The organism is Microbacterium sp. Ag1, assembly GCF_001005635.1.
Taxonomy (GTDB): Bacteria; Actinomycetota; Actinomycetes; order Actinomycetales; family Microbacteriaceae; genus Microbacterium; species Microbacterium oxydans.
On sequence record NZ_LBCR01000028.1, the window covers coordinates 15,802 to 33,292 of the forward strand.

Consider the following 17,491-nt stretch of genomic DNA (forward strand, 5'->3'; position numbering starts at 1 on the left):
TCACACCTTCAGGTCGGCGGGGGTGAGGGGGCGGGCGTCGAGGGGGTCGAACGACGAGGAGCTGCTGACGGGGAGGAGCAGGAGCACCGATCCGGAGTCGAGCGGATCCACGGGGGCGAGCGCTCGCAGGAGGGCCGCGTCGTCGACTCCGGCCTCGCGAAGGGCACCGACCTCGTGCGGGTTCAGGTCGACAGGCATCGGTCCGTTGCCCAGGTCGGTGCCGTAGAACACGGTGCCGCCCGCGGCGTGGAACCGGCGCACGTTGTCGATCGCGGTCGCACGCTCGGGGTCGTCGTGGATCGCGAGCGTCGAGATCCATGAGGCGGAGGCCGCCTGACGCACGATCTCGTCATCGTCGAGGCGCTCCGTGAACGGCGCATGGGCGAGCCCGGCTGCGCCGAGAGCGACCACCCGCTGCGCTTCACCCGCACCTTCGGCGTGCGCGACGACGGGGAGGTCGTGGTCGGCCGCGACCCGGACGATCGCGCGGAACAGCTCGTCGGTGAAGACCGGCCCTGCGCCGCTGTTGCTGGTGACCTTGATGCAGGTGGCACCCGCATTCGCCATCCCGGAGACCGTGGCTGCGGCAGAGTCCGCGTCCGTGATCTCGCGGACCGATCCCTCCGGCGCCCAGTCCCGGTCGGAGGGATAGCCACCAGGAGCGGTCAGGAACGCCCCGGCGAAGTCGATCTCGACGTGGCGCCGGGCGGTGGGCGTGAGCTGACGCAGCACCTCGGGGTTTCCGCCGAGGTCGACCACGCGGCCGAGGCGAGACCCTGCCAGCAGAGTGTGGTCCACCAGCTGCAGGTGCACGTGGTGGTCGGTGAATCCGCCCGTGATGACACCTCCGATGCGGGGGAGTCCGGGGGCCGGGCGCTCATCACGCAGGCGCACACGCCCGTCGACGAGCTCGACGACGCCCTCGCGCCACGCGCTCCCGTCGAAGAACGTCGCAGCGTGCATCAGCTGCCGATCTCCGTGCGCACGGTGTAGAGCTCGGGGAAGAACGTCAGATCCAGTGCGCGCTGCAGGAAGCCGACGCCGCTGGAGCCGCCGGTGCCGACCTTCATACCGATCGTGCGAGCGACGGTCTTGAGGTGTCGGAACCGCCAGAACTGGAAGTTGTCCTCGAGGTCGACCAGGTCTTCGCAGGCCTCGTACAGATCCCAGTACCGGCTCGGGTTCTGGTAGATCTCGCGGATCGCCGGCACCAGTGCCGGTGTCTCCCGATAGGGCTCCCGCACGTCACGCTCGAGGATCTCCGTCGGAACCGGCAGCCCGCGGCGGGCGGCGAAGCGCAGGAACTCGTCGTACAGCGTCGGCTTCTCCCACTCGGCGGTGAGCAGCGCGAGGTTGGCCGGGTGGTCGGCGAACACACTCAACATCTTCGCGTTCTTGTTGCCGAGGGCGAACTCCACGGCGCGGTACTGCACGGACTGGAACCCGGAGGAGTTGCCGAGCGCCCCACGGAACTGCGCGTACTCGGTGGGCGTCAGCGTCGCGAGCACCGACCACTGCTGGGTCATCACGTCCTGGATGCGTTTCACTCGGGCGATGCACTTCAGGGCTTCGCGCAGGTCGTCCCTGGCCAGCAGCTGACGCGCGGACGACAGCTCGTGCAGCAGCTGCTTGAGCCACAGCTCCGTGGTCTGGTGCTGGATGATGAACAGCATCTCGTCGTGGTGTTCGGGTTCGCTCACCGGGTGCTGCGCCGTGAGCAGCTGGTCGAGTGCCAGGTACGAGCCGTACGTCATGCGCCCAGACAGATCGGTGACGATGCCGGATTCGAGGGCGCGTTCGTTCTCGGTGTGCATCTGCCGAACATATCACTTTCGTGGCGAGCGTCACAGGAGTGTTATGTCACGCATCCGGGATTCAGAGCGCGGGAGTGCGGGGCGGCGGCGTGCGCCGTGTGCCCGGTCGGCCGAGAGCCTCGAATGCCGCGGCGAAGCGCAGCAGCCTCGTGTCGTCGTAGGCCCGTCCCGCGAACGTCAGCCCGATCGGCATGCCGATATCGCCCATCAGCCCCATCGGCACCGTGACCGTCGGGATGCCGAGGTGCCGTATCGCGAGGTTGCCGTTCGCGATCCACACGCCGTTGCGCCACCCGAGGTCGGCCGATTCCGGGTTCACGTCCATGTCAGCCGGGCCCACATCCGCGACCGCGGGGAACACGACGGCATCGAGCCGCAGCACGTCCATCCAGACTTCGAGGTCGCGGCGACGCGTCTCCTCCAGGCCGCGCAGACCGCTTTCGAGCTCGGGCATGTCCGCGATCCCGACGCCGGGGTTGTCGCGCACCCAGCCGGGGTACTCGGCGATGTCGTCGTCGAAGCCCGTGTAGCGGTCGGGGAGTGCGCCGTCCGGATGCGGGAAGATCGTCGCCCCGTCGATCTCGGTGAGCGAGTGCAGGGCCGGATCGCCGTTCGCCCGGAGGAAGTCCTCCCACGCCCATGCCGAGAGGTCGACGATCTCGCGGTGCAGGTATTCGGGTGACACGAGGCTGCGGGTGGCGATGGTGTGTGCGCCCGGTCGGTCGCCCTCGTAATTCGAGACGACGGGGAAGTCCACCTCGACCACGGTCGCTCCCGCGGCGGTGAGATCGTGGCGCGCCGCCTCCCAGCGTTCGATGATGCTCGCCCGTGTCTCGATGCGCCGGCCCGTCGGGCCGCCGACTCCGGGATTCTCGGCACTGCCGGCATCCGGGTCGGCGTTGATGTACATCCGGGGGATGCCGATGCGGGCGCCGACGAGGGGGAGGGCGGATTCCGTCGCGAGCTCCGGATACGACTCCGGCCGGAGGGAGGATGCGGCGGGCAGCTGCACCCACGGCTGCGCGCGCCAGAAGTCGCCACGGACCTCCGCATCGTCGGCCACGATCACGTCGAGCACCTCGAGGAGGTCCGCCATGGTGCGGGTGTGCGGCACCACGACGTCCATGGTCGGCACGAGAGGCCAATTGCCGCGGGTCGAGATCACCCCGCGGGAGGGTGTGTAGGCGCACAGCGCATTGTTGGTGGCCGGCCCGCGTCCGCTCGACCAGGTCTCCTCGCCGAGTCCGAAGGCCGCGAAGCTCGCCGCCGTCGCCGTGCCTGATCCGTTCGACGACCCCGAGGCGAAGGGGGCCGTGAGGAAGGCGGCGTTGTAGGGGCTCTCGGCTCGGCCGTAGACACCGCGCTGCATGCCGCCGTTCGCCATCGGGGGCATGTTCGTCAGCCCGAGGCAGATCGCTCCCCCCGCGCGCAGTCGTTCGATCGTGAAGGCGTCGCGCTGAGCGACGAGCTGTGCGAATGCCGGGCTCCCTGCGGCGGCCGTGAGCCCGCGCACGAGGTAGCTGTCCTTCGCGGTGTACGGGATGCCGTCGAGGGGACCGCGAGCCTCGCCCCTGGCGCGGCGTGCGTCAGAGGCCGCGGCCTCGTCCCGTGCATCCGCGTTCGCGACGACGACCGCGTTCAGGGCGGTCTCGGTGTCGGGGGCGTCGTACGCGGCGATGCGTGCGAGATACGCGTCGACCAGCGCGACGGCCGTCGTCTCCCCTGTCTCGAGGGCGCGGCGCAGGTCGGCGATGGACGCCTCGACCACGTCGACCATCAGCGGAGTCCGTCGAGCGCCGGCTGCTGCTGGGTGATGCAGTGGATGCCACCGCCGCGGTCGAACAGCGGACGTGCATCCACCGTGACGACCCGGCGGCCGGGGTAGGCGTCGGCGAGGATCTCGCGTGCTGCGGCATCGGCCTTGTCATCGCCGAAGCCGCACGCCACCACGCCGTCGTTCGTGACGAGGTGGTTGACGTAGCTCCAGTCGACGGGACCCTCGTCGTCGCTCAGCATCGACGGAGCGGGCAGCCCGATCACCTCGAAGCGGCGCCCGGCGGCATCCGTCTGCTCCGAGAGCAGGGCACGCAGCTCGCGGGTGACGGCGTGGTCGGGGTGGTCGGGGTTCTGCTGGTCGTGCAGCAGCAGTCGCCCGGGGCAGGCGATGGTGGCGACGATGTCGACATGGCCGTTGGTGCCGAAGTCGTCGTAGTCGCGCGTGAGCCCCCGGGGGAGCCAGATCGCTTTCGTGGCGCCGAGCATGCGGGACATCTCGGCCTCCACCCGCTGCTTGTCGGCGTAGGGATTGCGGCGGGGGTCGAGCTGCACGGTCTCGGTGAGGAGCACAGTGCCCTCTCCGTCGACGTGGATGCCGCCCCCCTCGTTCACCAGGGCGGAGCTCACCAGCTCGGCACCGACGACGCCGGCCACGATGCGTGCGTGCTGTGCGGCCTTCCGCCACTCCGCCCATTCCGGGGCGCCCCACCCGTTGAAGATCCAGTCGACCGCTCCGAGGACGCCAGGACGCTCGTCGTCGACCACGAACGTGGGCCCTGAATCGCGCATCCAGAACTCGTCGACGGGTGCTTCCACGATGTCGATGCCGCTGCTGAGCATGCGCCGCGCCCTGGCGAGCTCGCTCGGGTCGACCAGCATCGAGACGGGCTCGAACTCGGCGACGGCATGAGCGACAGCGGTCCAGGTGGCATAGCCCTCTTCGCGCGCCGCTGCGGTGTCGCCGAGAGTCTCTCCCTCCGCGGGGAACGCCATCCACGTGCGCTCGTGACGTGCGGTCTCGGTGGGCATGCGCCAGCTCATCGTGGTCTCCTCGTGCGGCGGGTCCGACTATTGAACATGCGATCAACAGGTGTTACGGTAACCCCTGATGAAGACGACGTCAACAGGTGCGACCGCTCGGCGGATGTCGCCGCAGGAGCGCGATCACTCGATCCTCGAGGGGGCGCTCGGCCTTGCCCGCGAAAGCGGTCTGGAGAGCCTGACGGTCCGTGCGATCGCCGCCAGAGTGGGTGTCACCCCCGCCCTCGTCGCGCATTACCGACCGGGGATGGACGCCTTCGTCGCCGAGGTCTTCGGATCGATCGTGGCGGCCGAGCGCGAAGAGGTGATCTCCGCCTTCGACGACCGCCCGTCCCGCGACGCCGCTGAGCTGGACGCCGCTGAGTTGCGCGGTGGTCTGCTGCGCCTGATCGAGACCCTTCTCGACGCCGACCGCGACGACGTCACCCTCATCTGGGTGCAGGCGTGGGCGCTCGGTGCCCGCAACGAGGCGCTCGCCGCCCGTGTGCGGCAGGAGATGGACGGATGGCAGAGCGCGCTCGAGGAGATCTTCGCCCGCGCAGCCGCCGACGGGGGGATCGAAGCGGGTCGCGCCGACACGGCCGCATGGCTGCTGCTCGCGATGGTCGACGGCATGAACGCGCACTCGCTGGTCAAGTGGGCGCCGCGCGACCGTGCCGACCTCGCCAGGCGCGCACTGTCCGCCGTGCTGGACAGTGCCGCCCCCGATGCCCTCGTCGGTGCTCGATCCTCTGACTCCCGACCTGCTGACTCCCGACCTGCTGACTCCCGACCTGCTGACTCCTGACCTGATGACACGTAAAGGAACGCCCATGGATGCTGTGCGCATGCACGCGGCCTCGCCCGAATCGACCGCGATCGTCGATGCCGTGCTCGACTACTCGCGTCGCCGCATGCTCGCCGCCGATGTGCCGCTCGACAAGCCGCAGTCCGAGGCCGAGCTGAACCGCCTCGTCGGGCCGACCATCACGGACGCGGGGCTGGGGGCGGCGCGGGCGCTCAGCGTGTTCGAGCATGTGCTCGCCCCGGCCTGCCTGACGACGAGTCATCCGCTGTACCTGTCGTTCATCCCGACGGCGCCGACCATGGCCGCCATCGCCTTCGACCTCGTCGTGTCGGCCTCCGGGCTCTACGGCGGCAGCTGGCTCGAAGGGGCCGGGGCCGTGCACGCCGAGAACGAGGTGCTGTCGTGGTTGGCCGGCGAGTTCGGGCTCCCCGACACGGCCGGTGGCGTCTTCGTGCAGGGCGGCACGATCGGGAACCTCTCGGCGCTGGTGGCCGCCCGTGAGGCGGCGAAAGCCCGTCTAGTCGCGGCGGGGAGGGAACTGCCGAGCCGGTGGAAGATCCTCTGCAGCGTCGAGGCGCACTCCTCGAACAAGTCGGCCGCGCGCGTGATGGATGCCGACGTGCTGCTGGTGCCGGCGGGAGAGGACGGCGTGCTGCGTGCCGAGGGCGTCCGCGAGGCGCTGGCCGAGCACGGGGACGAGATCTGCGCGGTGGTCGCGACCGGGGGATCGACGAACTTCGGCATCGTCGACGACATCGCCGGCATCGCCGCACTCAAGGACGAGTTCGACTTCTGGCTGCACATCGACGGCGCCTACGGCCTCACGGCCATGCTGGCCCCGGAGGCTCGGCACCTGTTCGCGGGTGTGGAGCGCGCCGACTCGGTCATCGTCGACCCGCACAAGTGGCTGTTCGCTCCGTTCGACTGCTGTGCCCTGATCTACCGCGACCCCGACAGCGGACGTCGGGCGCACACGCAGCACGCCGAGTACCTCGACATCCTGACCGACGTCGACGAGTTCAGTCCCTCGGACTATTCGATCCAGCTCACTCGTCGACCGCGCGGTCTGCCGATGTGGTTCTCCGTCGCGACGTACGGCGTGACGGCATACCGCGAGGCCGTGAGCGCCGGTCTCGCTCTGACCCGGCGGATCGCCGACGAGATCGCCCGACGCCCCGAACTGAAACTGGTGCGCGACCCGCAGCTGTCGATCGTGGTGTTCGAGCGCGAAGGATGGGAGCGCGCCGACTATGACCGCTGGTCGGCCGCTCTGCTCGACTCGCAGCGTGCCTTCGTGGTGCCCAGCTCCCACGCCGGTCGTCCGAACACGCGCTTCGCGATCCTGAATCCGCTCACCACGTTCGAAGACCTCGTCGGCATCCTCGACACCATGAGGTAGGCGAGGCGGACTCGACCTGCAGGGTGGATAGGTCAGGCGGTGATTCCGGCCAGCAGACGGTGCAGGCCGTACTCGAAGGCACGATCGACGTCGCCGCCGAGGCGGAACGCCCCGGACAGCTCCATCTGCAGGAAACCCGTGGCCCACGCCGTGAAGAAGCGCGCGGCGTCGAGGGCGTCTTCCTGCCCGACCAGGGCGGAGGCGGTGCGGATCAGGGGCGCGGCTGACCGTTCGAGGGCATCGTGCGGGGCCGCGATCGTGAACATGAGGCGGAAGCCCTCCGGATGCTGGTGCGCGAAGTCGCGATAGGCGTGCGCGAGCGCACCGATGTCGTCGCCCGCGGCTTCGAGACGTGCGGTGAGCGCGTCGATCGAGGCTGCGGCGACGGCGGAATGCAGTGCGTCACGGTCTCGCACGCGCTTGTACAGCGAGGGGGCGCGGACCCCCACCCGTTCTGCGACGGCCTGCATCGTGAGTCCGGAGGGACCGGCGACCTCGAGGATCTCCCGCCCGGCGGCGACGATCTCCTCGGTGGATGTGCGTTCGGGTGTCGGCATCGATCCTCCTGCGACGGCTGTGGACTGTCATGGCTATTGACATTAGCCATGATAGCTACGTATCGTAGCCATCGCAATCATCCCGAGAGGATCAGCCATGAAGCTCGCACCGCACCTGCACCGACTGGGCAACGACATCGTCGCCTCCTACCTCATCGACCTGCCGGAGGGGATCACCCTGATCGACGCCGGTCTCCCCGGACACTGGCACGATCTGCAGCGCGAGCTCTCGACGATCGGGCGCCCTCTGTCCGATATCCGCGGTCTCGTGTTGACGCACGGCGACGGCGACCACATCGGCTTCGCCGAACGGCTGCGGAAGGAGGTCGGGGCACCGGTGTTCATCCACGAGGCCGACAGCCATCGGGTGCGCACCGGCGAGAAACCCAAGACCCCCATGGGGCCGGCCAAGATCGGACCGACGCTCGGGTTCCTCACGTACGGACTCCGCAAGAACGCGCTGCGCACGCCACACGTGTCGGTCGTGACCGAGGTGACAGACGGCGATGTGATCGACCTGCCGGGCGCGCCGGTCGTGCTCGGGATGCCCGGCCATTCGCCTGGGAGCATCGCGGTGCACGTCCCCGCCGTCGACGCGGTGTTCGTCGGCGATGCTCTGACGACCCGTCACGTGCTTACCGGTCGCACCGGCGCCCAACCCGCACCGTTCACCGACGAGCCCGCGGAGGCACTGGCCTCGCTCGACCGTCTCGCCGACGTGTCGGCGGCGTGGGTGCTGCCGGGGCACGGAGCGCCCTGGCACGGTTCCCCCTCCGACATCGCCGCAGCGGTCCGCGCTTCCGCCTGACGCGCCGCGGTCAGGTCAGCGCGGGTCAGTGGGCCGCGAGCACCGTCGCGGTGTCACTCATCGTGATCTGCGGCGGGTAGAGACTCATCACCCGCAGGGCGGCGGCGTGATTCTCCGCGGTCGAACCGGCACAGGCGTCGGCCGCTATCGTCACGTGTGCGCCCGCGTCGGCGGCGGCCAGCGCGGTCGAGATCACGCAGCAGTCGGTCGAGACGCCCGCGAGCACGACGTGCCCGCCGCGTCCGATGATCCGCTCGAGCTCCGGACCCCACTTGCCGAACGTCGGCAGGTCGATGCTCGAATGCGGCGAGAGCGCCTCGGCGTCGGGGACGAGGGCGAACAGGGGATCGCTCGGCGGTTGGTCCGCGAAGGGCCACGCGTCGAAGTACGCACCCCACGACGTCGTCCTGTCGGCGGTCGGCATCCAGCGGGTCACGATCACGCGATCGCCGAACGCATCGGCCAGGGCGCGGATGCGCGGCATCACCTCGGGGAAGAACGGCGATCCCCAGGCGGAATCCGGCGCGGCGAAGATGGTCTGCGGATCGATCACCACGAGCCAGGTGTCGGTGGTCGCGGACGCATTCACGCGGCCTCCTGCTGCCGGATCTTCGCCGCCCTCGCGAAGTACGTCACGAGGAACGAGAGCACCAGCGCGAAGAACACTCCGAGGTTCGCATAGGCCCACTCGCCGTCGCGGCCGCCGATGAGGAACAGCAGGTAGCCCTGCCAGTTGTTCCAGGCTGCGTCCTCGGCGAAGTTGTTCACGACCAGGCCCCAGCCGATCACGCTGGTGACGACCATCGTGCCGATCGAGGTCCAGTCCCACGCGCCGTAGCGTCCGCGCTGGTCGAACAGTGCCTCTTCGTCGTAGTCCTTCCGGCGGCGCAGGATGTCGGCGATGAGGATGCCGGCCCACGAGGCGAGGGGAACGCCGAGCGTGATCAGGAAGCTCTGGAACGGTCCGAGGAAGTCGGTCGCGAAGAACACCACGAAGATCGTGCCGACCGTGAGGATGACCCCGTCGATCGCTGCGGCGGACGGGCGGGGGATCCGGATGCCGAGGCTGAGCAGCGTGAGCCCGGAGGAGTAGATGCCCAGCACCGCGCCCGAGACGAGGGCGAGTACCGCAGTGAGCAGGAACGGTACGAGCACCCACACCGGCAGTATCGAGGCGAGCGCGCCGATGGGGTCGGCGGCGATCGCGTTCATGAGGTCTTCGTCGGAGCCGCCCAGGAGCAGGCCGAACACCACGAGGATCACCGGTGCCACCGATCCGCCGATCGTGTTCCAGGCGACGATCGCCCCGTCCGATGCGGTGCGCTTCTGATAGCGCGACCAGTCGGCGGCGATGTTGATCCAGCCGAGACCGAACCCGGTCATCACCATGACGAGCGCGCCGATCACCTGGCCGACGCCGCCGTCGGGTCGGGCCAGCACGACCGCGAGGTCCACCTGCGGAGCGGCGAGCACGATGTAGAGCACGGTCACGACACCGGTGATCCACGTGAGCACCGACTGCAGCTTCATGATCGTGTGATAGCCGAGCACGGACGCCGTGACGATCAGCGCTGCGACGATCACGGTGGCGACGATCTTGAGCGCGATGCTGTCTCCATCACCTCCGAGCTGGGTGATCACGGTGGCGGTGGCGAGCACGGCCATGATCGCGAGGAACGTCTCCCAGCCGATCGAGGTGAGCCACGAGACGATGCCCGGCACCTTCTGACCCTGCACGCCGAAGGCCGCCCGCGAGAGCACCATCGTCGGCGCGGAGCCGCGCTTGCCGGCGATCGCGATGAGCCCGCAGAGCAGGAACGACACGACGATGCCGATGACCGAGACGATCGTCGCCTGCCAGAACGAGATGCCGAAGCCGAGGATGAACGACCCGTACGACATGCCGAACACCGACACGTTCGCGGCGAACCACGGCCAGAACAGGTCTCGCGGCTTCGCTGTCCGCTCGGATTCGGGGATGATCTCGATGCCCGCACGCTCGATGAGGGCCGGCTTGATGTCCGTCATGCTCACATCCTGGCACTGCCGAGGCGGTCGCAGGCGGTTTCGGCGGCGGCCCCGCCGCGGTGTGCAGCCGGCGGGGGCCTAGCCGGCGAAGAAGGACTGCGCTGTGCGGGTCAGATCGTGCAGGTCCGAGACCCCTGCGAGCTCTCGCGCGGAGTGCATGGACAGGATGGGGATGCCCACGTCGACCGTACGGATGCCGAGCCTGGTCGCCGTGATCGGGCCGATGGTCGAACCGCACGGCACGTTGTTGTTGGATACGAACTCCTGCGTCGTGACCCCGGCGCGCTCGCACCAGGAACGCCACGATGCCGTGCCGACCGCATCCGTGGCGTAGCGCTGGTTGGCGTTGATCTTCAGGATCGGTCCCGATCCGAGCACCGGCTGCACCACGGGGTCGTGCTTGGCGGCGTAGTTCGGGTGCACCGAGTGTCCGACATCGCTCGACAGGCACCACGACGACGCGTAGGCCTGGCGGCGTGCGGATCCGTCGGCGCCGAGGCCGGCGTACACGCGTTCGAGCACGTCTTCGAGGAAGGGGCCCGCCGCGCCGGAGCGCGACTCCGAACCCAGTTCCTCGTGGTCGAAGGCGGCGAGCACCGCGATGGGTGCTCCGGCTGCGGGGGCGTGCGCCTCGAGGGCCACCACGCCGGCGTGCACCGAGGCGAGGTCGTCGAGGCGTCCCGACGCGAAGAACGCGTTGTCCTTGCCGAACACCGCACCGCGGGCGGAGTCGGCGATCACCACGTCGTAGCCGCGGACGTCGGAGGCCGAGGCGCCGGCGGAGGAGGCGAGCTCGGCGAGGATGTCGGCCTCGGTCGGGTCGCCGAGCCCCCACACCGGTTGCGTCTCGGTCTGCTTGTCGAGGGCGAGGCCGTTGTTCACACCGCGGTCGAGGTGGATCGCCAGCTGCGGCAGACGCAGCAGAGCTCCGGTGTCCGCCAGCACGACACGGCCGTCGGCCAGTGCCAGTCGCCCGGCGAGGCGCAGCTCGCGGTCGAGCCACGAGTTCAGCAGCGGTCCGCCGTACACTTCGACGGCGGCCTGCAGCCAGCCCCGCGAGCCGGTCGTCGGCTGCGGCTTGAGCTTGAAGCCCGGGGAGTCGGTGTGCGCGCCGAAGATCTGCACGGGCGTCGTGGCCGCAGCATCCTCGGGGACGACCCAGGCGATCGCCGCCCCGTCGCGCACGACGACGAAGCGTCCACCGGTCGTCGGCCAGGCGTCCTCCTCGTGCAGCCGGTGGAAGCCCGCAGCCTCGAGCCGTCGGGCGACCTCCGCCGCCGCGTGGTAGCTCGACGGGGAGGCGGCGACGAAATCGGCGAGGTCCTCGGCGTGGGCGAGAGCGGCGGGGGTGACGGGCATGTCGTGACCTTCCTGGAGAGCGCGGTCCTTCGAGCGTAGTCGGGGTCTCCGTGCGTCCTCCACGACGGCGTCCCGCGCCCGCGCTGTTTCCCGGCCGTTCATCCCGGCGGGTTAGGGTGGTCCCGATAGCGCCTAGGGTTCCGGGGTTCGCGCCCGTCTGGTCCGAGCGGCGCCACGGCTCTCCTCCGCAGGAGAGCCGTCATCTGACAGGACAAAAGCCCGGAGGACCCTGTTCGTCGCGCCGTGCGCCGGACGGAAGGGTCTGTTGTGTCTCCTCTCGCCTTCGTCCTCGTCTTCGGTGCGGCCATCGCCCACGCGGCGTGGAACATCATCGCGCACGGCATCAGCAGAGCGGGCGCGCCGTTCCTGTGGTGGGGCGCCGTCGCCAGCACCGTGGTCTGGATCGGCGCGGTGCCGTTCACGGGAGGTCTCGGCGCCGACGATCTGTGGTCGTTCGCCCTCGGTGTCGTCGTCTCGTCGGTGCTCCACGTCGGCTACATGGCGGTGCTCCAGCGCGGCTATCGCGAGGGCAACCTCTCCACGGTGTACGCGACGGCCCGCGGCACCGGGCCCTTCCTCTCGGTGATCGTGGCCGTGCTGCTGCTGGGCGAGCGCCCGTCGGTGCGCGCGCTGATCGGGGTGGCGGCCGTGATCGCGGGCGTCGTCGCCATCGGACTCGTCGACCGGGGCAGGGGATCCGGCACCCGGCGGATGGATCCCGGCATCGTCTTCGGCATGCTCACCGGTGTCGCGATCGCCGTCTACACGATCTGGGATGCGCACGCGGTGCGCACGTGGAACCTCTCGCCGGTCGCCTTCATGGTGGGCACGACGCTGTTGCAGGTGCCGTTCTACTCGATCGCGGTGCGTCGGCGCTGGGACGCGGTCTGGGCGCTCTGGCGCACGCAGTGGCGCCGCATCCTCGCGTTCGGTGCCCTGTCACCGCTGTCGTACATCCTGGTGCTGACCGCGATCCAGATCGCCCCGGTGGCGCTGGTGGCGCCCCTCCGCGAGGTCAGCGTGGTGCTGGTGAGTCTGTTCGGGGTGTTCGTGCTGCGGGAGTCGCGCGGGGGCTGGCGGATCGCGGCATCCCTCGTCGTGGTGACCGGGATCGTCCTCCTCGCCGTGTGAGCCGTTGAGCGCGGGATCGACGGGTGGTGTCGAGCGTATTCCGGAATGCCAGGAAAGTACCTCTGAACAGGACTGTTCCGACCCTGCAATGTCGGTGGTGGGGTGTGGGATGGACGTATGAACCCCCTCGCGGAAGCTCTGGATCGGGTCGTCGCCGACCTCGACGCCGTGCTGTCCGCCGCACAGCTCGCCGGACTCGACGATGCCGCGCGACTGGATGTGCTCCGCGGCGCGGGCGAGGCGCTTCGTCGCGTGGAGGCCGTCGTCGTGGAGACGGTCGCCTCCGCCGAGCCCCGCTTCGCCGAGGCGACCGGATGCCGATCGATGAACGAGCTCCTGCAGCGGGTGCTGCGGGTGGATGCACCCGGAGCGTCTCGGGTGGTGAAGGCGACCGAGCCGGTTCGGCGCGAGATGGCGCTGACGACGGGGGAGCGGCTCCCGGCGCGCTTCCCCGCGATCCGCGAGGCGATGCTCGACGGCGTGATCGGGGTGGCCGGTGTACTCGCGGCGTCCGGGCCGATCCTGCAGGCGGGCGATCGGATCGGGGCGGAGGATCGGATCTCGGCCGACGCCGCGCTGGCCGATCTGGCACGCGGACTCCCTGAGGCGGACGGGGGCGCCGAAGGTGGAGGGCCGCCCGCCACCCCTGACGACCTCCGGCAGTACGCGATGCCGCTCGCGCAGCTGCTCGATCCGGATGGTGCCGAGCCGACGGACGCGAAGGCGCGGAATCGGAGATTCCTCCCCATCGGGCGCCTGCGCAACGGGGTGCATCCGCTCCGGGGCAACCTCCTTCCCGACGTGGCCGCGCAGCTGCAGCTCATCATCGACGCTCAGAACAATCCGAAGACACGGGGCAACCCGAAGACACCGGGCAATCCGAAGACCGATGGCCCGCCAGAGCCGGGCGTGATCTTCCGGTCGGAGAGTGAGCGATCGGGCGCTGGAGTCGAGTCCGGCGCAGACGTCGCCGGGGCCGATCCGTCGAACTCCGACCCGCGCAACGTGATCGAACAGCGCACCGCCGCGCAGAAGCGGCACGACGCCGTGGCGGCAGCACTGGCGATCGCCGCGCGTCACGAAGACATGCCTCGACTCGCCGGAGCGTCCCCGACGCTCGTGGTGCACGCCGACGCGGACGACCTCGTCTCGGGCACCGGGTGGGCGACCGTAGCCGGCTCGCAGTCGCCGGTGCCGATCGGAGTCGCGACCCAGGCCGCGTGCACGGGCGCCATTCAGCGGGTGCTGTTCGACCACGGCCGGATCGTCGGCACGACCGTCACTGATCGGGTGTTCACGGTCCACCAGCGGCGCGCGCTCATCGCTCGCGATGGAGAGTGTCTGATCCCCGGGTGCCATGTGCCGGCGTCATGGTGCGAGATCCACCACGTCGTCGAGCACGCCAGGGGAGGACCGACCGATACGGACAACGGCGTGCCCCTGTGCTGGTGGCATCACCGTTCGCTGGACCGATCGGGGTGGGAGATCCGGATGGCGGGAGGTACCCCGCAGGTCCGGGGCCCGGCATGGTGGGATCCCGAGCGTCGCTGGCGTGTTCCGCGGCAGCGCGAGACCGCAGTTGCGTGATAGCGCTGAAACGCGGTGGGTGATCAGCGGAAGCTGACGAGTCCGGCGTGTGCGGCCGTCACGAGGATCTGCACGCGGTCGCGCAGGTGCCACTTCGACATCATGCGCCCGAGGTGTGCCTTCACCGTCCCCTCGGAGACGATGAGCGCCTTCGCGATCTCTGCGTTCGACATCCCCTGCGCGAGGCAGTTCAGCACCTCGACCTCGCGCTCGGTGAGCGGTTCGAGCGCGGCGGCGTCGGCGGCGACCGGGGTCGAATCGCGGACGTGCTTGATCAGCATCGAAGCGATCCGCGGCGACAGCGAGCTGGCCCCGCTGTGCACCTCGCGCACACCGGTGACGATGTCCTCCGCGCTGGAGTCCTTGAGCAGATAGCCGGAAGCGCCGGCGCTCAGCATGGGGAGCACCGTGTCGCTGCCGTCGAGCGTGGTGACAGCGAGCACGCGCACGTGCGGCCATCGCTCGGCGATGACACCCGTCGCCTCGATGCCGTCCATCTCAGGCATCTGCACGTCCATCATCACGACGTCGGGCTGTTCGCGCTCGACAGTGGAGATCGCCTCGAGACCGTCCTCTGCCTGCGCGATCACGCTGATCTCCGGGTCGCGCGAAACGAAGTGCGACAACGCCGAACGGACGAGGGGATCGTCATCGACGATCACGACACGGATTTCCTGCATAGGGGGAAGCCTAACGGCGCGGGCACCTGATGGACGTCATGTAGACCTTTGGCCAAAAAGGTCTGGACCTGAGACAGATGTGCGCCACTCCTGTCGCCGAGAAGATGAATACAGACATCGACGAACGACTACATAATGGAGGTGAAGGTAATGACTTTCTGGCAGCAGGTTGGCAAGTTTTTTGGTCTCGTCCGCTAGCGTACCTGGCGAATAGGAGATAGTGAACCATGGCCTTCGACCAGTCACCCCGGCGATCTACTGATTCGTTCCGGTTGGGTCGAGGCGAGAAGCTCAGCGCGATAGAGCGGATCGTCGTCCTGGTCATCGTCTCCATCACCATCGCCACGGACGTCATAGGTTTCTTCACCACACCGGGGGTCAACCCGGTAGCCCTTCTGGTGAGCGTCGCATGTACGGCAGCGTTCGCTCTCTATCTCTGGAACCCGCTCATCGCGACATGCGCCCTCGGCGTCGTGTTCGCGGCATCATTTCTCGTGGGAACGGAGTCCCAGGTTCTGACCGCCGCCGCTGTCGCGGCTGGACTCGTCATGAGGCTGGGATGGACATCCCTGATCCTGTCGTACACCGGTACGTTCCTCATCGCTGCGGCTCTCGTCGCCAACGGCGTTGCTGACTCGGGTGTGAACGTCGGTCTCTTCCTCATCTTCGCCACGGTGGCCGGAGCTGTCGGGTTCGCCCTTCGGTTGGCCTTCGCCCGTGGCAGTCGCCTCGAGCGCGAACTCGAAGAGCGGGCTGAACAAGAACGACAGGCAGTGCTCGCCGAGCGACGTTGGATCGCCGGGGAGCTGCACGACAGCATCGCGCACCACCTCACGGTGGTGTCGCTGCACGTGCAGATGCTCGAAGACCCCGAGATGAGCACCGACTCTCGAGAGGCGATCCGCGTCGCCGCTCGCAAGGCCATGACCGATCTCCGTTTCGTGATCGAGCTCGCCGACGACGGTCCGCAGTCGTCGAGCGTGCAGACGGGCGACCTCGCGGCGGCTGTCGACGAGGCGCAGAGCGAGTTCGAAGCGGCGGGCCACTCCGTGGCCCGCGTGGGCGATCCCAGCGACGAGCGCATCCCGCGGGCCGTCGAGATCGTCCTCGCGCGCATCGTGCGCGAGTCCGCCACCAACATCCTCAAATACGCAGGCCCCGGCGAGGTGCTGATCGACCTCGCCGTGGACGACGATGTCGCGCACCTCACGCTGCGCAGCCCCCTCCCCACGACGCCGCGCCGTGAACTCTCGTCGAGTCGAACAGGACTCGGCCGGATGGCGGAGCGCGTGATGGGAGCGAGTGGCGAGTTCAGCGCCGGCGAAGTCGACGGGTTCTGGGTCGTGTCGGCCCGACTTCCGGTCGTCTGATGCCCTAGAGTGTGTGAGCACCCTCTCCACGCTCCGCGAGAACCTAGACGAAGGTCTAGCGAGGTCTCGACGTTCGACACTGTGGAACGAGTTGCAGTCCGCCATATTCTGAGGGTTCCCCAGATAAAGCGTCCCCAGCGCTGCGATCGCGAGCGCGGTCTTTCTGGCTTCTGAAACACTTTGCGCGCTCGCGATCGCCTTCTGCGTTAACGGCTGTCTTCCCGGCCTTCCGCGCGACGCTCCGTACCGCGCGACTACCCGCCCACTGCGCGCATGTAGTGGCCATCGGTGGAGATCCCCGATGCGGCGACGGTGAACCGCACGACCTCGCTCAGGTACCGGTCCTCCGAGGCCTCGAAGATCCGCCCCTCCGCGTCACGCGAGGTGCGGGTGAGACGCAGGATGGGCGTCCCGCGCGGCACGCGCAGCAACTCCGCGTCCTGGTCGTCAGCGGCCACGGCGTCGATCACGTGCTGGAGAGTGACGATGGGGTGCCCGACCGACGAGAGGTACTCCGTGATCGACACCTCGTCCAGATCCACCTCGAACAGCCTCCGGCCCGCGACCTCGGTGTAGTTGAGCCGCTCCAGCATGGTGGGGCGCCCGTCGAGCAGACGCAGCCTGACCACGCTCACGATCGTGTCCCCGGCGTCGACGCCGAGTGCCGCTCCGAGCTCTCCGGCGCGTCTCAGGCTCAGCTCCTGCGTCTCGGCCCCCGGCGTGACGCCCAGCTCGCGGGCCCAGCGAGTGAACGGCACCGACATGTCGACCGCCTGGCTCGCCTTCCTGGCGACGACCCGCGCCGGCCGACCGCGACTGGTCTCGATCAGGCCTTCGCCGCGGAGCGCGGCCAGGGCGTTGCGGATCGGCCCACGCGACGTGTGCCATCTCTCCGCGAGCTCCGCTTCGGTGGGTACGTCATCCCCGGGGCGCAGGGCACCCGCGGCGATCTGGGCGCGCAGGTCGTCGGCGATCTGGGTGTACACAGCTTCAGCCACATAGGTACATTACTTGGTCAGTCCGAGCGGCGTTGCCTCGTTCCAGGAGTGTTCACTCAGGCGAATCCCCGGTAAACGCGGCCTGAACTCTTCCGAGTTAGGTACATATCTGCGCTCATCACCTGCCAGAGTCTTCCGTGGATCACCCCTCACACC

At 69.0% G+C, this 17,491-nt stretch carries 16 protein-coding genes; 6 read left to right on the forward strand and 10 right to left on the reverse strand.

All coding sequences use genetic code 11. From position 1 onward, the window contains the following. The 4 genes from AAY78_RS07495 to AAY78_RS07510 all read right to left on the reverse strand — a co-directional run bounded on the left by AAY78_RS07495 (position 1) and on the right by AAY78_RS07510 (position 4,631). Positions 1 to 963 (reverse strand): hypothetical protein, encoded by a 963-nt coding sequence (locus tag AAY78_RS07495; RefSeq protein WP_052748691.1) that lies wholly within the window; start codon positions 961 to 963, stop codon positions 1 to 3. After that, positions 963 to 1,814 (reverse strand): tryptophan 2,3-dioxygenase, encoded by an 852-nt coding sequence (locus AAY78_RS07500; protein WP_046747719.1) that lies wholly within the window; start codon positions 1,812 to 1,814, stop codon positions 963 to 965. The genes AAY78_RS07495 and AAY78_RS07500 overlap by 1 nt, the downstream gene beginning before the upstream one ends. 61 nt (positions 1,815 to 1,875) lie before the next feature. Continuing rightward, positions 1,876 to 3,591 (reverse strand): amidase, encoded by a 1,716-nt coding sequence (locus AAY78_RS07505; protein WP_046747720.1) that lies wholly within the window; start codon positions 3,589 to 3,591, stop codon positions 1,876 to 1,878. Beyond that, the gene (locus AAY78_RS07510) at positions 3,591 to 4,631 is read right to left on the reverse strand and encodes an agmatine deiminase family protein (protein WP_046747721.1); all 1,041 of its coding nucleotides are present in this window, start codon (positions 4,629 to 4,631) and stop codon (positions 3,591 to 3,593) included. Before AAY78_RS07510 ends, AAY78_RS07505 begins: the two co-directional genes overlap by 1 nt. 67 nt (positions 4,632 to 4,698) lie before the next feature. Between AAY78_RS07510 and AAY78_RS07515 the strand changes: the two genes are divergently transcribed. Both AAY78_RS07515 and AAY78_RS07520 read left to right on the forward strand, forming a co-directional pair. Beyond that, positions 4,699 to 5,418 (forward strand): TetR/AcrR family transcriptional regulator, encoded by a 720-nt coding sequence (locus tag AAY78_RS07515; protein ID WP_082108611.1) that lies wholly within the window; start codon positions 4,699 to 4,701, stop codon positions 5,416 to 5,418. A gap of 25 nt (positions 5,419 to 5,443) precedes the next feature. Next, positions 5,444 to 6,817 carry a pyridoxal phosphate-dependent decarboxylase family protein gene (locus AAY78_RS07520; RefSeq protein WP_171011043.1) on the forward strand — a complete coding sequence of 458 codons (1,374 nt, stop codon included), beginning with the start codon at positions 5,444 to 5,446 and terminating at the stop codon, positions 6,815 to 6,817. 32 nt (positions 6,818 to 6,849) lie between these two features. Here the strand turns inward: AAY78_RS07520 and AAY78_RS07525 are convergent, their stop codons facing one another. Next, the gene (locus AAY78_RS07525) at positions 6,850 to 7,374 is read right to left on the reverse strand and encodes a TetR/AcrR family transcriptional regulator (protein WP_046747724.1); all 525 of its coding nucleotides are present in this window, start codon (positions 7,372 to 7,374) and stop codon (positions 6,850 to 6,852) included. A 97-nt stretch (positions 7,375 to 7,471) separates the two neighbouring features. Here AAY78_RS07525 and AAY78_RS07530 point away from each other — a divergent pair, with 97 nt between their 5' ends. Beyond that, positions 7,472 to 8,182, forward strand: a complete 711-nt coding sequence (locus tag AAY78_RS07530) for an MBL fold metallo-hydrolase (protein WP_046747725.1) — start codon at positions 7,472 to 7,474, stop codon at positions 8,180 to 8,182. 25 nt (positions 8,183 to 8,207) lie between these two features. Here AAY78_RS07530 and AAY78_RS07535 read toward each other — a convergent pair whose 3' ends face one another. The 3 genes from AAY78_RS07535 to AAY78_RS07545 all read right to left on the reverse strand — a co-directional run bounded on the left by AAY78_RS07535 (position 8,208) and on the right by AAY78_RS07545 (position 11,569). Further along, positions 8,208 to 8,771, reverse strand: coding sequence for a cysteine hydrolase family protein (locus AAY78_RS07535; protein WP_046747726.1), 564 nt, complete (start codon positions 8,769 to 8,771; stop codon positions 8,208 to 8,210). Next, entirely contained in the window at positions 8,768 to 10,210 is a 1,443-nt protein-coding gene (locus AAY78_RS07540) for a purine-cytosine permease family protein (protein WP_046747727.1), read from the reverse strand. The genes AAY78_RS07535 and AAY78_RS07540 overlap by 4 nt, the downstream gene beginning before the upstream one ends. Before the next feature lie 78 nt (positions 10,211 to 10,288). Beyond that, positions 10,289 to 11,569 carry a M18 family aminopeptidase gene (locus AAY78_RS07545; RefSeq protein ID WP_046747728.1) on the reverse strand — a complete coding sequence of 427 codons (1,281 nt, stop codon included), beginning with the start codon at positions 11,567 to 11,569 and terminating at the stop codon, positions 10,289 to 10,291. A gap of 267 nt (positions 11,570 to 11,836) precedes the next feature. Here AAY78_RS07545 and AAY78_RS07550 point away from each other — a divergent pair, with 267 nt between their 5' ends. After that, positions 11,837 to 12,700, forward strand: coding sequence for an EamA family transporter (locus AAY78_RS07550; protein WP_046747729.1), 864 nt, complete (start codon positions 11,837 to 11,839; stop codon positions 12,698 to 12,700). Positions 12,701 to 12,817: 117 nt separating this feature from the next. Continuing rightward, complete coding sequence (locus tag AAY78_RS07555) at positions 12,818 to 14,287, forward strand: HNH endonuclease signature motif containing protein (protein WP_046747730.1); 1,470 nt, start codon at positions 12,818 to 12,820, stop codon at positions 14,285 to 14,287. A gap of 23 nt (positions 14,288 to 14,310) precedes the next feature. On the opposite strand, the gene AAY78_RS07560 is transcribed toward AAY78_RS07555, so the two are convergent. Next, positions 14,311 to 14,967: a response regulator gene (locus AAY78_RS07560; RefSeq protein ID WP_218867291.1), complete on the reverse strand. Its 657-nt coding sequence runs from the start codon at positions 14,965 to 14,967 to the stop codon at positions 14,311 to 14,313. 227 nt (positions 14,968 to 15,194) lie between these two features. Here AAY78_RS07560 and AAY78_RS07565 point away from each other — a divergent pair, with 227 nt between their 5' ends. After that, positions 15,195 to 16,337, forward strand: coding sequence for a sensor histidine kinase (locus AAY78_RS07565; protein WP_046747732.1), 1,143 nt, complete (start codon positions 15,195 to 15,197; stop codon positions 16,335 to 16,337). A gap of 254 nt (positions 16,338 to 16,591) precedes the next feature. Here AAY78_RS07565 and AAY78_RS07570 read toward each other — a convergent pair whose 3' ends face one another. After that, positions 16,592 to 17,335, reverse strand: a complete 744-nt coding sequence (locus AAY78_RS07570; RefSeq protein WP_046747733.1) for a GntR family transcriptional regulator — start codon at positions 17,333 to 17,335, stop codon at positions 16,592 to 16,594. Positions 17,336 to 17,491 lie beyond the last annotated feature (156 nt).

What these genes read in the sequence shown, in the direction of transcription:
- AAY78_RS07495 (WP_052748691.1), bottom strand. Translation starts at nt 963, where the DNA reads ATGCACGCTGCGACGTTCTTCGACGGGAGCGCGTGGCGCGAGGGCGTC.
- AAY78_RS07500 (WP_046747719.1), bottom strand. Translation starts at nt 1,814, where the DNA reads ATGCACACCGAGAACGAACGCGCCCTCGAATCCGGCATCGTCACCGAT.
- AAY78_RS07505 (WP_046747720.1), bottom strand. Translation starts at nt 3,591, where the DNA reads ATGGTCGACGTGGTCGAGGCGTCCATCGCCGACCTGCGCCGCGCCCTC.
- AAY78_RS07510 (WP_046747721.1), bottom strand. Translation starts at nt 4,631, where the DNA reads ATGAGCTGGCGCATGCCCACCGAGACCGCACGTCACGAGCGCACGTGG.
- AAY78_RS07515 (WP_082108611.1), top strand. Translation starts at nt 4,699, where the DNA reads ATGAAGACGACGTCAACAGGTGCGACCGCTCGGCGGATGTCGCCGCAG.
- AAY78_RS07520 (WP_171011043.1), top strand. Translation starts at nt 5,444, where the DNA reads ATGGATGCTGTGCGCATGCACGCGGCCTCGCCCGAATCGACCGCGATC.
- AAY78_RS07525 (WP_046747724.1), bottom strand. Translation starts at nt 7,374, where the DNA reads ATGCCGACACCCGAACGCACATCCACCGAGGAGATCGTCGCCGCCGGG.
- AAY78_RS07530 (WP_046747725.1), top strand. Translation starts at nt 7,472, where the DNA reads ATGAAGCTCGCACCGCACCTGCACCGACTGGGCAACGACATCGTCGCC.
- AAY78_RS07540 (WP_046747727.1), bottom strand. Translation starts at nt 10,210, where the DNA reads ATGACGGACATCAAGCCGGCCCTCATCGAGCGTGCGGGCATCGAGATC.
- AAY78_RS07545 (WP_046747728.1), bottom strand. Translation starts at nt 11,569, where the DNA reads ATGCCCGTCACCCCCGCCGCTCTCGCCCACGCCGAGGACCTCGCCGAT.
- AAY78_RS07555 (WP_046747730.1), top strand. Translation starts at nt 12,818, where the DNA reads ATGAACCCCCTCGCGGAAGCTCTGGATCGGGTCGTCGCCGACCTCGAC.
- AAY78_RS07560 (WP_218867291.1), bottom strand. Translation starts at nt 14,967, where the DNA reads ATGCAGGAAATCCGTGTCGTGATCGTCGATGACGATCCCCTCGTCCGT.
- AAY78_RS07565 (WP_046747732.1), top strand. Translation starts at nt 15,195, where the DNA reads ATGGCCTTCGACCAGTCACCCCGGCGATCTACTGATTCGTTCCGGTTG.